Genomic DNA, 15142 nt, shown 5'->3' on the forward strand with positions numbered 1-15142 from the left:
CTGTGAATTGAGTTTCGCTATAAATAAAGCACAGATAAAAGACATCAAATAAATTTAGTGAGCTTTTCTACCAGAATTTCGCGTCTAAAGGGTTTAGGTAAATAATCGTTCATGCCCACATCGTAACACTTTTGAATATCATCATCTAAAATTGAAGCGGTTAAGGCTATGATAACCACAGGCTCTGAGCCTTCTACCTTTTCAAAAGCGCGTATGGCCTCAGTGGCTTCAAAGCCTGTCATAACTGGCATCATACAATCCATCAGTATCAATTCGATGTTTTTATGGTGACGTTTATATATTTCTAGCGCTTCGCCACCATGGTTGGCAATTTTGTAATTTATTCCTAATTTTTTTAAGTTAATTTCAACCACTTTCTGATTAATTTTATTATCTTCCACCAGCAAAATAAGTTTGTCACTCTTCATCGTCGCTTGAGTGCTTTCAATGTCAGCAGTAACTGATCTTGTGACGGTTTTCAGTAAGGTATCTAATCTAAGCCCTAACAATGGGATTGTGACGTAGCCAGAAATGGATTCGCCAAAGTCATCCTTGCTATCATTGTTATGACGAGATAGCACCACAGGCAAGTTTGGGTAAGCTTTAGTTATGTTAATGATGTCAGAGGCTTTAGTCGTGGGAGTTTGCTTGAGCAGTAATACTGCACTGTCTGATATTGATTCAGGCAGCTCATCAAAGGCCTTAAGTAAGATGACAGGGTAGTTAAATTCATCCAAATTTTGCAGTAATAGGGTTTCATGCTCGTTAGCACAGTAATAAATGGTTTGAGCTGGCTTAGCAGGGGCTGTATGGGCCTGCTTGTCTAAAATCAAATTGAAATAAAACTCTGAGCCGACTCCTTTGGTTGAGTTGATTTCAATTTTACTGCCCATCATTTGAACCATTTTTGCTGAAATAGCCAGCCCTAAACCTGTGCCACCAAATTCAGTAGAGGTGCTATTGCTTTCTTGTTTAAATTCTTCAAATACCTGACTTTGTTTGTCCTCATCTATTCCAATACCAGTATCTCTTACTGAGAAATATAAATTAACCTTATGGTCTTGGGCGCTTTTTAATGGCTGTTGTCGCAAGGTAAATTGCACTGAACCTGAGCTGGTAAACTTAATCGCATTTGATGCCAGATTCATCAAAATTTGTCTTAGCTTTTGCTCATCGGCACGGATTAACGTCGGTATTTGTGCATCCATATCGATACGCAATTCGATATCTTTTTGCTGTGCCTTGGGGGCGATAAGGGCTGCTGTATCGTAGATAACTTCTTTTATGGCGCAAGTGTGAACATTAATATCAAACTTGCCCGATTCAATTTTGGAGAGGTCTAAAATATCATTGATAAGCATTAATAGTGTTTGAGAGGATGCATTTATCGTCGCTAAATAGTCTTTTTGCATGGCGTTTAAATTAGAGTCTGTGAGGATCTCGGTCATGCCAATAATGCCATTTAACGGAGTACGTATTTCGTGGGACATATTCGCGAGAAACGAGCTTTTAGCCCGATTGGCCTTTATTTCATCTTGCTTAGCGTCAATCAGTTCTTCTTCAAGTTGATGGCTGGCAATGTTGACCGTATATAAGGTTATAAAGATAAGTAAGCATAATAATAAGGCAAGCAGATAGTCATACAATAAGTAATTTTTAATTTTCTCATCTATCATGCTTGGAAGTTGATTAAATAACCCATCAAGCTCCTCTTCAACCTGTTGAATCGAGGCGCGAAGCTCACCTTGTAGCCCTGATTTATAGTCGTAGCCAAGCTTTTGATGTTCAGTTTGTAGCGTGAAAAATGCGTTTTTATAGGCTTCTAAATGGCGAGTAATGGATTTATCGATATTATTTCGGCCCAGAAGTGAGCCAAGCGTGTCAAATTGCAGCGTAATTTGTTCAAGCTGCTTTGGGTCAAAGCTGGAGAAAAACTCGAAAGTCTGCTGCTGAATATCAAGCAGTACCAGGTTTAATTCAGCATCATGACGCTGCAAAGCATCTTGCTCAAATGCCAGCTCCGCAAGCTTAAATCTGCCTTGATAACCAGGTTCAAGGTCATCTCCGTCAATCAAAAAGGTTTGCTTGCTAAGTTCGTTAAAGGTGTTGGTATAGCGGGCGACACTCTTGATACTGTCAAGGCCGTTAAAGTCTATTTGTAAGTCATGGGATATCAATATGCTATTGATATCCAGCAGTTGTTGCTCTAATAATCTTTCGCTGTAATTAAGCTGGGTGATGTATTGCTCTTCACGTCTTAGGATAAAATCCTTTTCCAATCGGCGAAGTTGTAAAAGGGTATTGGAGGCAAGCGATATCTTATTTTGAAACACTCCGAGCTCGTGTCGCTGTTGAATAGTTTTTTGATTGGCGATTAAAAAAAGTATCAAAATAATAAATATTGAAACCGCACCAACAGCCATTAACTGCTTAAGATTAAGTCGTGCAAAAGTTTTCATATCCATAAACCTTTAGTAATCCATTATCATTGCCAATCCTATCTAATAACTATAGTTGTAAATCATATTAATATCAGAAAACAAACAGAAAAAGATTGATAAAACACTGATAAAATCAAGCCATAGGTTAAGTTTATCAGTCACAGTACAAACAAAATGCAGCAGGTTTAGCTTACTCATACCTGCATTGTTTCAGGCTGACATGGGTAGGGCTTGAATATAATGAAAAACCTTGCCGTTTTTGGGGAAGCACATAGCGTGATACAGATTGCTAATCATCCAAAGCTTCAAGATACAAGTGGTCAACTAATATTAATTACAGTTAAACCGCGGACTTTTTGGGTTTCTCTGGTATTTTAGTCACAATTTTTTGGCCAGTATTCTGGCTTTAGTTGTTTTGGGAATATGTAGGCATGAATAGCATCGATCTATTTGTAAAAAACTGGGGCAGTAAAAATGCCATGGTGCCAATAAAGAGTCAGTTTATCGCTGAACTTGAAGCAAAACTGACGGCAGTGCTGCCAGACTCATATAAGTATTTAATCTCAACCTATGGCTTGGTGCACACCCCTAATGTATTGACAAAAATTTGCGATTTAGGTGTCGATATTTCTGAAGTGCAGGACTTTTTAAGCCTTGAAGATGTGGCGTTACTGTCCAACTTATATGAGATGAGCGGCATGCCAAAAGGGCATATTTTGTTTGCCTCTGATTGTAAGGGCAACATGTTTTGCTTTAAGCAAACCGAGTGTCAAACTCAGCAGCAAGATGTGGCTGTGTGGTTTTATAATCAAGGTTGGGGGACGGTTGAAAAGGTGTCTAATTCGTTCAGTGAATGGCTACAGCAGTTCAATGATCTTTAAAGCGGATTTATCACTAGCTAAGTTACTTATTGTATAGCTTCCAGTAGGTTAACTGTCTAAGTATATTGATTTTAAGTGTAAGTTTCTGTTAGTGAAAAAACCGGCTTAAGTAATTAAGCCGGTTTTTTATGGATTATTTTTGTTTGCGTAACCAGTTCATTTGGTAAATAACAAAACTGATAAATACCATAAAAATGATTAAGAATGTTTTTTGCAATAAAGGGTCTTCTAATGATGTCACTATGGGGTCATCCATAGGGAAACGGGTCATAATCTCGGTGGCAGTAGGGATCAAATGAAATAGTATGGTTGCCGAAAAACAGAGGTTAACTAGATATTTATTCCACGATTCAAACAGCACTGTTTTCTCAAGTACGATGCCAATAACAGCCGCTAATATGGTTAATGTAAGGCTCGAAGTATAAGAGTCGAAGTTTAATTTGGGGGCATTTTTTGGCCACTGTGTTAATTCAGGCTAATTCATCCAAGGACTCGATATCGAGTCCTTTTTTGTTGGTTTTTAGTCAGAATATTACTTTACATAAGCGGTATCGCAAAGCTATGTTTAAGCTATTGTTTGCTTGAAATTTAAACTGCACAGGCCTTGAGTTTAATTCAGATGACGCGATGCAAGGAGTGGTTGTGGACATAAAATTGAATATCAAATTATCTACATTCTGTATTACTCAGTTCTCAATAGTCACCCTGTTGGTTCTTGCTGGGCTCGCTGCCTATATTTATGCTCATATCACTGGACATGAATATGTATTGGGTTTCTTGCCGTTATTTGACGTAGGTAATGAGCAAAGCTTTCCGACTTATTTCTCGGTATTAAATTTACTATTAGCGTCAATATTGTTTTTTGTTTTATATCTATTTGAAAAAACCAATCATCATAAAGGCTTTAATTATTGGTTATATTTAGCAGTGCTATTTTTATTATTATCCTGTGATGAGAGCGTAGGGGTACACGAAAATTTTTCAAATATTCATGATTACCTTGCTGCGAAAGACATCATACCGGCCTTAATTAGCTCACACACATGGTTACCTTTTGGGGGGTTGTTTGTGTTTGTTGTAGGCGTCTCGCTAGTGCCATTTTTAAGATCATTATCAAAACAAAGCGCTTTTTATTTTGTACTTTCAGGGAGTATTTTTCTCACCGGGGCTATTGGTTTTGAATATCTAGGCGCAGTGATGTTGGAAAACGGATTAGTCGATTCCAAGGCTGACTTATTGTACAAACTGCGCCGAGTATTTGAAGAGGCGTTTGAAATGTATGGCATCGCAATATTAAACTGTGCTTTATATCGAGAGATGCTTAATAGAAAGCTTTGTTTGGCTATTTATCGCTCAGAATCATAAGCTATGATCTTCGCCGTAGAGTTGCACATACTTTACCGGATTATAGTAAGAAAACTGTGAAAGCAGATTGATCGCTATAGGGTTTTTCCATTCATTCAAGTCACAAGAACACACAGCTAAAACCCCAAGCGCTAAAGTTTACTATCACCCAAGTTACGACTATAACTTAAATAGTCGACTCTAATGGGTGAGCCTGCCAAAACGTTTAGGAAAAGTTTAAACATGAACATGCAGATAGTTTCTCAGGCTAAAAATCTCACCGGTTTCTTCTTTCTTCTCTATTTTTTACCCCTTGCCTTATTGCTATTTGTTATCCTCGCCAGTACCACAATGGATTTACCTTTTGGCATTTTTACCCGTGATCTCGCTGCGACGGCAGAAGTGAATCCTTTAACTGGGGTGACATCAAATGTTGGCGCTTTATTGTGGGCAGCTGCTGCGACCATATGCTTTTTAACTTGGGAGGTTTTTCGTCATCAGCCTAAAGAAAAGTGGTTCGCTGTATTTATGTTGTGTTCAGGCCTATTAACCACGCTGCTATTATGTGACGACTTTTTTATGCTGCACGATTATATTTTTCCGCGTTATTTAGCTATCAAAGAGAAGTTTTTTCTATTGGCTTACTTCAGTTTAATGTTTTGCTGGATGGTGGTTTTCAGAAAGTGCATCCTAAAAACGCAGTATCTAATTCTGCTGCTCGCCTTTGTTTTTTTTGCTTTGTCAGTGTTGGTTGATCAGTTTCAAACTCCAATCGAGGCCTTTATTGGTGACTCACGTATTTTGTTTGAGGATGGCTTTAAGCTGATTGGTATTGTTAGTTGGCTTGGCTATTTTTTTAAATGCTGTTTATTGAAAATAAACGAAAATATACTCGAGTAAGGGGGTTAATTAATTTCTTTGGCAGATTGGATTGATCTCTTAAGGTATTATGCAAGATGCAATTTTTATCAGCAGCTAACGTTGGCGCTTTAGGCTAAAACTAGCACCAAAACCTAGGCTGAAAACTAGCACTAAATCTTAGTGCTAAATCTTAGTGCTAAATCTTAGTGTTAATATAAAGTCTCAACGCGCTCTCTCAAAGCTCACCTAAAAGCTAGAAGTAAACCTAATTGAGTTTTGCCAACCTATAACCTTGCTCAATCAATAGTCCTATTTATTGAGTCGCAGCCCTCTCATTTCGCCATTTTAGCCTACAATTTATCAGTGCCCTTTAGGGCGAGTGGCGTGATATTTCTTCGTAATAAACTCGCTGTTAAATATTAAACGCCAATGTGATTCACCTGAATCAAAGTAAGGATATAGTTTATGAGTAATTCACTGTATGAACGACTTGGCGGCAGTGCTGGCATTGAGAGTATTGCAAATGACTTGGTCGATTTGCATATGGCCAACCCGACAATCTCCCCAAGATTTGCCAAATCAGATCCCGTAGCGCTAAAAAATGCCGCGGCGACATTTTTCATTGCAGGAACTGGCGGCCCAAGTGTGTATAAAGGCCAAGATATGCTCTCGGTACATAAAGGCATGAACATATCGGCGGCTGAATTTATGGCGGTACTGGATGATGCATTGCAGGCATTTGAAATGAATAATATTAGCCAGCGGGATCAAGAACAAGCGCTGTATATTTTGTACAGCATGCGATCAGATATCGTGTTGGTTTAGCTTGTTACTGCCCTAAATGGCTCACTTAACCCCGAGAGTAGGCTAAGTTAACCAGTTATTCAGGATCGACTTAGTCTCTTATCACTAGTCTCTTATCACTAATCTGTTAACGCAGACTTCAAACCAGCTCTATAGCTTGTGTCATCAATAGCTCGGCTGCAAAGGATAACCTTATGGGCACATTTCGCACAGAAACGGATTCATTTGGGCCATTAAAGGTGCCTGCGGATAAATACTATGGCGCTCAGTCGGCGCGCAGCTTAATCAATTTCGCTATTGGGGGCGAGACGATGCCCAAGCCATTAATTCATGCTTTGGGAATGGTGAAGCAATGTGCGGCCAAGGTGAATATGGAGTTTGGCATTCTCGATACTGATATTGGTCAAGCGATTGAACAGGCCGCTGGCGAGGTGATGCAAGGCAAACTGGATGAACACTTTCCGTTGTCGGTATGGCAAACTGGCTCGGGCACTCACACCAATATGAATATCAATGAGGTGATTGCTAATCGCGCCATTGAATTGCTTGGCGGCGTGCTTGGCAGTAAAACCCCCGTGCACCCAAATGATCATTGTAATTTAGGCCAGTCATCAAACGACTGCTTTCCCACTGCAATGCACATCGCAGCAGTACTGGAGTTACACCAGCAATTGTTGCCCGCATTAAGGCATTTACAGCAGCAGCTAGCGATAAAATCGGTAGCATTTAATCATATTATAAAAATCGGTCGAACCCATATTCAAGATGCCACTCCGCTGACCTTAGGTCAGGAGTTTTCAGGTTATAGTGCCCAAATGAGTCATGGCATTGCTCGAGTTGAAGCGGTAATGCCTGCGTTATTACAGTTGGCTCAGGGCGGCACTGCTGTGGGGACCGGCATGAACTCAATTAAAGGCTTTGATATAAGCTTTGCTCAGCAAGTTGCCAAGCTGACTAAATTGCCCTTTATTACTGCGACCAATAAATTTGAGGCCATAGCGAGCCATGATGCCATTGTTGAAGCCAGTGGTGCATTAAATACCGTGGCCGTCAGTGTGATGAAAATTGCTAACGATATCCGCTTTTTGGCCTCAGGGCCGCGCTGTGGATTAGGGGAAATTAATCTGCCTGCAAATGAGCCCGGCTCATCGATAATGCCCGCTAAAGTGAACCCGAGCCAATGTGAAGCGTTAACTATGATAGCGGTGCAGGTTATGGGAAATCATACAACCATTTCAGTGGCAGGCAGCAATGGCCATTTTGAGCTCAATGCCTTTAAGCCAGTGATGATTTATAACCTACTGCAATCAATTGCTTTACTGGCAGATAGTTGTAGCAGTTTTACTGATAAATGTATTTGCGGTATTAGTGCCAATGAAGCACAACTTGCTAAGTTTTGTGATGAGTCATTAATGCTGGTAACCGCGCTTAATGACTACCTTGGTTATGATAATGCCGCCAGCATCGCCAAAAAAGCTCATCAAGATGGCTCGACACTACTAGCGGCAGCCCTTGCCCTTGGATTACTCACCGAAGCGCAGTTTAATCAGTGGGTCGTGGTAGAGAAGATGCTAGCGCCCCGTGATTTACCTAAAGGCAAACCTTAGATCGAATGATCTCGCTTAAAACACCGTCTAAGTAAAGAGTTGCTTATGAAACTTAATTTTAATATGGAAGATGCCAGCCAAATATTTGTCGGCGCTTTTGCTTTAGCTGTACCGATTTCTTTTTCTGAAGAAGCGTGGAAACTGGGTGAGACTTTACCCTTAATCAACGTCATGATGCTGTTTGTGTTGTCGGTGGTATTTTTGGGGTTATTTACCTATCACAGCGTGTTTCAACATGATGTTAAATCACGGGTTATTGTGTTTATATTTCGGATTGTGATCGCTTATTTGATGGCGGCCTTGGTAGTGAGTTAGGTGTTATTATGCCTTAATAAATTACCCTTATTAGACGATCCCATAACCTCATTACGGCGGATTATTATCATTACTATGCCAGCCTCTATGGGCGCCATAGTGGTGGATAGCTTTGATAAAGTGTAAGCCTTAAAAGAGTAACCTGTAAAATAACCTTGCCTCTTTAGCTATAAGTATTTAGCAATAAGTATTCAGCTATGACCGTTCAATTTGGCCGCTAATAACTATTCGATTAAATCGACTAAAAGTAGCGTTTTATTGCAATATTTATTCGATTAGTTGCTTGTTAAGCTAAGGCTATTAATCACTCATAGAGTAGAACATCATGAAAGTATTAGGCCGTTTTAGCGCTCGACCAGCAATGGATGGTGACGGGGTTAACATTAAGCGGGTTGCGGATTTTATCAATACCCGCTTTGATCCTTATTTAATGATTGATGAGATCAAATCAGATGATCAGCAAGATTTCATTGGTGGTTTTCCACCGCATCCTCATCGCGGTATTGAAACCTTTACCTATATTCGTAAGGGTGGCTTTGAACACCGCGATCAATTAGGTAATGTTAAAGCCATACGCGCTGGCGATATGCAGTGGATGAGTACTGGCAGTGGGGTGATTCATTCTGAAATGCCATTAGCCGATGCTGAAGATGGCCTACATGGCTTTCAAATTTGGCTCAATATGCCCGCTAAAGACAAAATGCGTCCGGCGATCTATCAAGATACCTCAGAAAAGGCTAATCCAACGGGTACTAACCAAGACGGTGCGCAGTTAAAGGCGCTTGCTGGCCATTGGCAATTTGCTGGCAATGATAGGGACAATGACGCTGAGGAATTAGTCTCGAGTATTCAAGGCTTGGCGGGCAATGGTGCCATTGCGGATTTAACGCTCGCAGCTAATGGCCACGCCAGTATTGATTTATCCAGCCATGAGGTGGTTCATGCCTATATCTATCAAGGTGAGCTTGAATATATCGCCGCCAATGGAGACTTGATGACGGCCAGCGCCGGACAGTTATTGTTATTGTCAGCTGAGCTAAGTCATTTTAACAATGCTATCTCTGCCGAGACAGGGTTATTGTTACTGGCAGGTTCACCCATTAATGAAAAAATAGTCCATATGGGCCCCTTTGTGATGAATAGCCAAGCTGAAATAGATCAAGCAGTAGATGATTACCAACAAGGGCGCTTTGGTAAGATCATTTAGCAAAGATATATCTGCCATGTGCGGATAAAATTGCTACAATATGCAATTAGGCCAAGGTATAAATATCTTGGCTGTTTTGTTTGTACTCGTTTTGTTTCAGTACCCGTTTTATATCAGAGGATATTCGCCTTGAGTCAGTCTACTCAACAAGCCGCTAATACGGCTTTCGCATCACTAAATCTTAAACCTGATTTGCTTGAAAATCTCAAAACCATGGGATTCGAGTCAATGACTCAAATTCAAGCTGAGAGCTTACCAGCAATCCTTGCAGGTGATGACGTGATTGGCCAAGGAAAAACCGGCTCAGGTAAAACTGCAGCATTTGGTTTGGGCTTACTAAACAAGTTAGATGTGAAACGTTTTCGCATCCAAACCATGGTGTTGTGCCCAACACGTGAACTCGCCGACCAAGTGGCAAAAGAGATCCGTACTCTAGCTCGCGGCATTCATAACGTGAAAGTACTAACATTGTGTGGCGGCGTACCAATGGGACCACAAATTGGTTCATTGGAACATGGCGCGCACATTATTGTTGGCACCCCAGGACGTATTGTTGATCATCTTGATCGCAATCGCTTAGATTTAAGCAACGTTAACATGCTGATTTTAGATGAAGCCGATCGCATGTTAGAAATGGGCTTTCAGCAGCAATTAGACCAAATTATTGAAGACACGCCGCGTGAGCGTCAAACCTTGCTATTTAGCGCGACCTTCCCAGAGCAAATTAAGCAGGTTGCTGATCAAATCATGTATAAGCCATTAATGGTTAAGGTTGAAGCGACGCACGACAACCTCACTATCGATCAGCATTTTTATCTAACCGAAGACAATCATGCACGTATGGAGGCTTTACAGTTATTGTTACTGGATAAGCAGCCTGAAAGTGCGGTGGTGTTTTGTAACACCCGCCGTGAAACTCAAAAAGTGGCGGATACGTTAGCTGAACAAGGTTTTAGCGTACTAGCCTTACATGGCGACTTAGAGCAGCGCGAGCGCGATCAAATGTTACTGCGTTTTGCCAACAAAAGTGCCCGCGTATTAGTGGCAACCGATGTGGCGTCTCGTGGTTTAGATATCGAAGACTTAGACGCGGTATTTAACTATCACATTGCCTACGATACCGAAGTACATATTCATCGTATTGGCCGTACCGGTCGTGCGGGCAGTACTGGCGCAGCTTACACTTTCTATAGTCATGAAGATGGTCATCGTATGGTTGAAATCGGTGAGCTAATTGGCCGCGAAATCGACGGTGAAGCATTACCAGCCATGAGTGCGTTAACGAAAATGCCACTTGAAGCTGAGATGGTTACCATTCAAATCGATGCAGGTAAGAAGCATAAGGTTCGCCCTGGCGATATCGTTGGTGGTTTAACTGGCGAAAATGGCATTGATGGCGCAGACATTGGCAAAATTAAAGTGACCGATATCCGTTCATTTGTGGCAGTGAAACGCACCGCGTCTAAAAAGGCACTTAACAAGATCACTAAAGGCCGTTTAAAAGGTAAAACCTACCGCGCTTGGTTCTTGTAGGTCTGAACTTTAGTCGGTAACGTCAGCGTTACTTACTGAATTGAAAGAGAGTTTAGTGAATACTAAACTCGCTTTTTTGTATCTGTGGAATAAGTTTATTGCTCATAAAATGAAGCTGAGTTTTAGTATACTCATCATCAGTACATAGCAGGCTAGGAGTTGCGATTTTCTGCGCCTTTGAGGTAATAGCTCGCTAATTACTTTTGTCTTAGTCACTTCTGATTTAGTCGGTTTGATTTTAGCAACCTTGGTTTCAGGCGATTTAGTTTTAATAAGATTATCTTGGCTGCAGCTAGTTGAGGAAGGCGTTAATCTATAAAGCGTTGATTGCCAGACAACAAAGAAAGAGATATTAATTTGATAGTCTTGCTGATCAATACTGAACTTGAACCGCTTAAAGGGCAAACAGTAGATCAATTGCGAAATGAGCTTTTTATCTTGATGTATGACTTCGAAGCGAGAAGTGAAGCGGTCATAGCGAACAATTATTTCTTGTTCGACTTTTTTGGCGTTAGCAGGGGCGGCTTCGCTTGCTGTAACAAGTGTATGCCGTTGCTGTTGAATCCGTTCAAATTTAAGCAAAATATTCCTTTAACTATGTATTAAATAAAGCGTTAAGTCATTTATTTAATAATAAAAGGACAATTATCCCAAGTTAAACTTAGTTCATCTACATCGACGCTCCCACACGAAAAAAAGAGTTAATTGAGGTGCGGTTATTAGGTGACTTCTTATCAAAATCAATATGCTCAGTGATGTTTGCACTATGAAGTAAATTACCTGAATAGATGATAATTCGATTGGGTTTAGCATCAACACTGAACACTTTTTCAAATAACTCATCTGAGTCATCCATATAGCCTTTTCTGTTATTGGCAGCCTTTTTTACATCCTCAACCATTTTTATAATCACTTCTTTGTCATCGACAGATAAACCCAGCTTCTCAGTTCCCTTGTAACGATAGAAACAGGTACCACCCAAGTCACTACCGTTGAGGTAATGTACTGCCGTCATATTTTGGCTGGTTAACGAATCAAAGTGGGCATAGTTTGTGTGGCATTAAGCTGTATCGGTGCCAGTTGCGCTTTTTATCCGCCGCCTTGTTATTTTCTGTTGTTAGTTAATGTATGCAATCACTGTCTTTTGAGAACAATAAATTGTCATGGGGTACTTTATGCATTAATGAAGTGGTTCTTGTTGTTTTTAAGAGTTTTTATCTTGTGTTTTAATCGGGTGTTATGAAGGCTTTAGGTTCCATTTTATTAAAGAAAAAGCCATAAAAAAAGGTATGAAAAACATTGTCTTCATACCTTTATTAACTCATCGCTGACTAACTTTAGCTACGCGCTTTCGGTCTTGCATTCGCATATGGGTCAACACTTGCAGAGCTTGAGCTATTTGCAGAGGTGTTATTGTTACGACGACGTTGCGGCTTTTTCGCTGCGCCACTGGCATCTGAATTAGCATCAGAACGTGAGTTTTGACGAGAGTGATGTCTAGATTCTGGTTTACCTGATCTATCACTGCTGTTTTGGCTCGCATGCTTACGGCGATTTGGGTTCGGCTTTTTATGGTTGCTGTTGTGGCCACCAGCGCGATTCAAATTCGGCTCAGGCAAAGTATGACATGCTTCATAACCGGCAATCTGTTTACGTTCAATTACGCGCTTAATAAGACGCTCAATATCATGCAGTAATTTGACTTCTTCATCACTCACTAATGATACCGCTTGACCAGATGCACCCGCACGGCCAGTACGGCCAATACGATGCACATAATCTTCAGGCACATTCGGTAAGTCAAAGTTAACCACAAATGGCAGTTGGTCAATATCGATACCACGGGCAGCGATATCGGTGGCCACCATCACTTGTGCAGTGCCCGCTTTAAAGTCAGCTAAAGCTTTAGTACGAGCGCTTTGACTCTTGTTACCATGAATAGCAACCGCTTTAATGCCATCAGCTTCTAGGTTTTTTGCTAAGCGGTTGGCGCCATGTTTGGTGCGTGAAAAAACTAACACTTGATGCCAATCATTTTCTTTAATTAGCTTGGTTAGAATTTTAGCTTTACGGCTTTTATCAATGGCGTATACCGCTTGATCAACCGTGTTCGCTGTTGCGTTACGTGGCGTTACTGAAATTTCAACTGGGTTATTCACTAAGCCTTTAGCCAGCTCGCGAATTTCATCTGAGAAGGTGGCTGAGAACATTAAGTTCTGACGTTGCTTTGGCAACATGGCTAAGATTTTCTTAATGTCACGAATAAAGCCCATATCCAGCATTCTGTCGGCTTCATCCAAAATAAGCACTTCAAGCTGACTAAAGCTCAATACTTTTTGTTGGCATAAATCTAATAATCGACCCGGTGTCGCCACCAAAACATCAACGCCATTTCTTAGTGCTGCAATTTGCGGGTTAATAGATACGCCCCCAAATACCACTGCAGATTTTAGCGGTAAGTTTGCGCCATACGTTGACACGCTTTCAGCAACTTGAGCGGCTAATTCACGTGTTGGAGTTAATACCAAGGCTCTAACTTGTCCGCGCTGTGCACGTTGACCTTTTGAAAGTAATTCTAGTAGTGGCAGGGTAAAACCTGCTGTCTTGCCGGTGCCGGTTTGTGCTGCAGCCATAACATCTTTGCCTTCAAGTACAGCAGGGATCGCTTGTGCTTGAATAGCGGAAGGCGTGTCATAGCCTTGTTTTTCAACAGCTTTTAAAATTGCTGCACTTAAGCCAAGGGAGGCAAAACTCATAGAATGATCTCTTTGGTCAACGCTAACGTTGTTTACAATAAATGGGAGCCAGAATGTGGCGGGCGTGAAGCTTACCTGAATAGGTGCATAAGTGCTAATAAATCGCCAATTTAACCCTTGGCCTTAGGGCATGGCATCCACAGCTAACGCTGGTGTTAGCGGTACTTTCACTCAGCACAATGGCCGAAATCGATGAATAAGGATTAATCTTTGATGGCAAAGTCGGCTATTTAACATACAATGAAATACAATCACTTACCGAATGGAGTCGCGATAAATGAAACCGCAGTTTGCCGCGCAAGTTCATATTGAAAAAACGCTGGCTTGCCTTCGTGAACAAGCCTGTTCGGTGATTAAAAATATTTTGCTGATGTCTAATATTTCCAGCCAAGATGTGCAGCAGGGAATGAAAAAGTTACATGCCCACGGCCAAGTGGCACTGCATTTTCATCCCGATCGCATTGATAGTCGCGGGCTCAGTGTGGCTGCTGGGCTATTAAAAGATGGCTATTATAAAACCCAGTTTGAGACTCATATCTCCAATGGCCAGTTATCACCTGAATTAGGTGGCCCTCGAGATCATTGGGAGAACCAACTGTTTGGTCAATGCTACTCTGGGGTAAAACATCGGCCTAAATATGGCGCTTTAGATTTAGGTTTTTGCCCACTAGGCCCAGCACCCCGTTTTGGTAGTTGTTACTTCATTACAAAGCCCCAAGTGTTATCTCGCTGCAGTTTTAGTTATATGGATTCATATCGCTTGCCAAAAGAAAAGGGCACGCTGCAGTGTTTTGAAGTGATTTTAGCGGCGTTACTTAGTGAAAGTTTTGAGCGCCATTATGCGCTGGGGCTGGCTAATATCAAACCGGCGCAGATTATTACGCATTTACAGCAGCTGCCTATGGAAGTTAATGTACGCTTTGCTCGCCAGCCCTTAGGTAATCTTGATCATTATATCGAAGCGCAGATCCACGGTGATGTATCACTGGATGATGATATTGCTTATCTGGTGGCAGACCCAAGTTTTAAACTCACTGAAGTGGGGGATTGCATGCAAGCCCTGTGTGAGGAATATGACATCAGATTGCTGTGGCATCAGGGTTATCAATTAACAGTTGATAGCGTGCCAAAAGATTTTCGTGGCCCTGATATGCCAGTACTTGCTCAAGCAATTGCGAAAGACGGCTTAATCACCGCACAATTAATTGGCAAAGCGGCAATGGATCTCACCTTAAAGCCAATGTTATGGAGTGAGCGCGGTAAGCAAGCACAGCAGTTACAGCAGTTGAAGTTAATCTGGCATGTGTTAGTGAAATTTGGTGCGATTGCGCCAACTGAGCCAACGGCTTAAGCGACTTGCTAAAGCCTGTAGCTAAATCAGCAGCCTGATAAG

The 15142-nt window shown here is 41.3% G+C and carries 12 protein-coding genes and 2 pseudogenes; 9 read left to right on the forward strand and 5 right to left on the reverse strand.

The features are described from left to right. Positions 1–44: 44 nt before the first annotated feature. Positions 45–2459: an ATP-binding protein gene (locus tag Q4557_RS07945; protein WP_198589930.1), complete on the reverse strand. Its 2415-nt coding sequence runs from the start codon at positions 2457–2459 to the stop codon at positions 45–47. A gap of 413 nt (positions 2460–2872) precedes the next feature. On the opposite strand from Q4557_RS07945, the gene Q4557_RS07950 reads away from it, so the two are divergent. After that, complete coding sequence (locus tag Q4557_RS07950; protein ID WP_102476887.1) at positions 2873–3322, forward strand: SMI1/KNR4 family protein; 450 nt, start codon at positions 2873–2875, stop codon at positions 3320–3322. 133 nt (positions 3323–3455) lie between these two features. Here Q4557_RS07950 and Q4557_RS07955 read toward each other — a convergent pair whose 3' ends face one another. After that, entirely contained in the window at positions 3456–3683 is a 228-nt protein-coding gene (locus Q4557_RS07955; protein ID WP_133126443.1) for a hypothetical protein, read from the reverse strand. A 281-nt stretch (positions 3684–3964) separates the two neighbouring features. On the opposite strand from Q4557_RS07955, the gene Q4557_RS07960 reads away from it, so the two are divergent. From Q4557_RS07960 to dbpA, 7 genes and pseudogenes are all read left to right on the forward strand, one after another. Further along, entirely contained in the window at positions 3965–4687 is a 723-nt protein-coding gene (locus Q4557_RS07960) for a hypothetical protein (protein ID WP_303411958.1), read from the forward strand. Between the two features lie 222 nt (positions 4688–4909). Continuing rightward, complete coding sequence (locus Q4557_RS07965) at positions 4910–5566, forward strand: hypothetical protein (protein WP_102438362.1); 657 nt, start codon at positions 4910–4912, stop codon at positions 5564–5566. A 426-nt stretch (positions 5567–5992) separates the two neighbouring features. Further along, a complete protein-coding gene (locus Q4557_RS07970; protein WP_102438364.1) occupies positions 5993–6352 on the forward strand; it encodes a group 1 truncated hemoglobin in 360 nt (119 codons plus the stop codon). Positions 6353–6525: 173 nt separating this feature from the next. Next, on the forward strand, positions 6526–7938 hold the full coding sequence (gene fumC, locus Q4557_RS07975; RefSeq protein WP_303411961.1) for a class II fumarate hydratase: 1413 nt from the start codon (positions 6526–6528) through the stop codon (positions 7936–7938). A 45-nt stretch (positions 7939–7983) separates the two neighbouring features. Continuing rightward, positions 7984–8379, forward strand: a pseudogene (locus Q4557_RS07980) (DUF2391 family protein). Positions 8380–8578: 199 nt separating this feature from the next. Then, a complete protein-coding gene (locus tag Q4557_RS07985) occupies positions 8579–9460 on the forward strand; it encodes a pirin family protein (RefSeq protein ID WP_303411963.1) in 882 nt (293 codons plus the stop codon). Between the two features lie 129 nt (positions 9461–9589). Further along, positions 9590–10993 carry an ATP-dependent RNA helicase DbpA gene (dbpA, locus tag Q4557_RS07990; RefSeq protein ID WP_102438372.1) on the forward strand — a complete coding sequence of 468 codons (1404 nt, stop codon included), beginning with the start codon at positions 9590–9592 and terminating at the stop codon, positions 10991–10993. 102 nt (positions 10994–11095) lie between these two features. Here dbpA and Q4557_RS07995 read toward each other — a convergent pair whose 3' ends face one another. The 3 genes and pseudogenes from Q4557_RS07995 to Q4557_RS08005 all read right to left on the reverse strand — a co-directional run bounded on the left by Q4557_RS07995 (position 11096) and on the right by Q4557_RS08005 (position 13749). Next, on the reverse strand, positions 11096–11575 hold the full coding sequence (locus Q4557_RS07995; RefSeq protein WP_303411965.1) for a hypothetical protein: 480 nt from the start codon (positions 11573–11575) through the stop codon (positions 11096–11098). Positions 11576–11663: 88 nt separating this feature from the next. Continuing rightward, positions 11664–12026 (reverse strand): annotated as a pseudogene (locus tag Q4557_RS08000) (DUF6445 family protein); the annotation flags it as partial. A 304-nt stretch (positions 12027–12330) separates the two neighbouring features. Continuing rightward, a complete protein-coding gene (locus tag Q4557_RS08005) occupies positions 12331–13749 on the reverse strand; it encodes a DEAD/DEAH box helicase (RefSeq protein WP_102532017.1) in 1419 nt (472 codons plus the stop codon). Positions 13750–14026: 277 nt separating this feature from the next. Here Q4557_RS08005 and Q4557_RS08010 point away from each other — a divergent pair, with 277 nt between their 5' ends. Then, positions 14027–15100, forward strand: a complete 1074-nt coding sequence (locus Q4557_RS08010; protein ID WP_102438376.1) for a DUF3626 domain-containing protein — start codon at positions 14027–14029, stop codon at positions 15098–15100. The last annotated feature ends 42 nt before the right edge of the window (positions 15101–15142 follow it).

The sequence above is a fragment of the Shewanella sp. 5_MG-2023 genome (assembly GCF_030547465.1).
GTDB lineage: Bacteria > Pseudomonadota > Gammaproteobacteria > Enterobacterales > Shewanellaceae > Shewanella.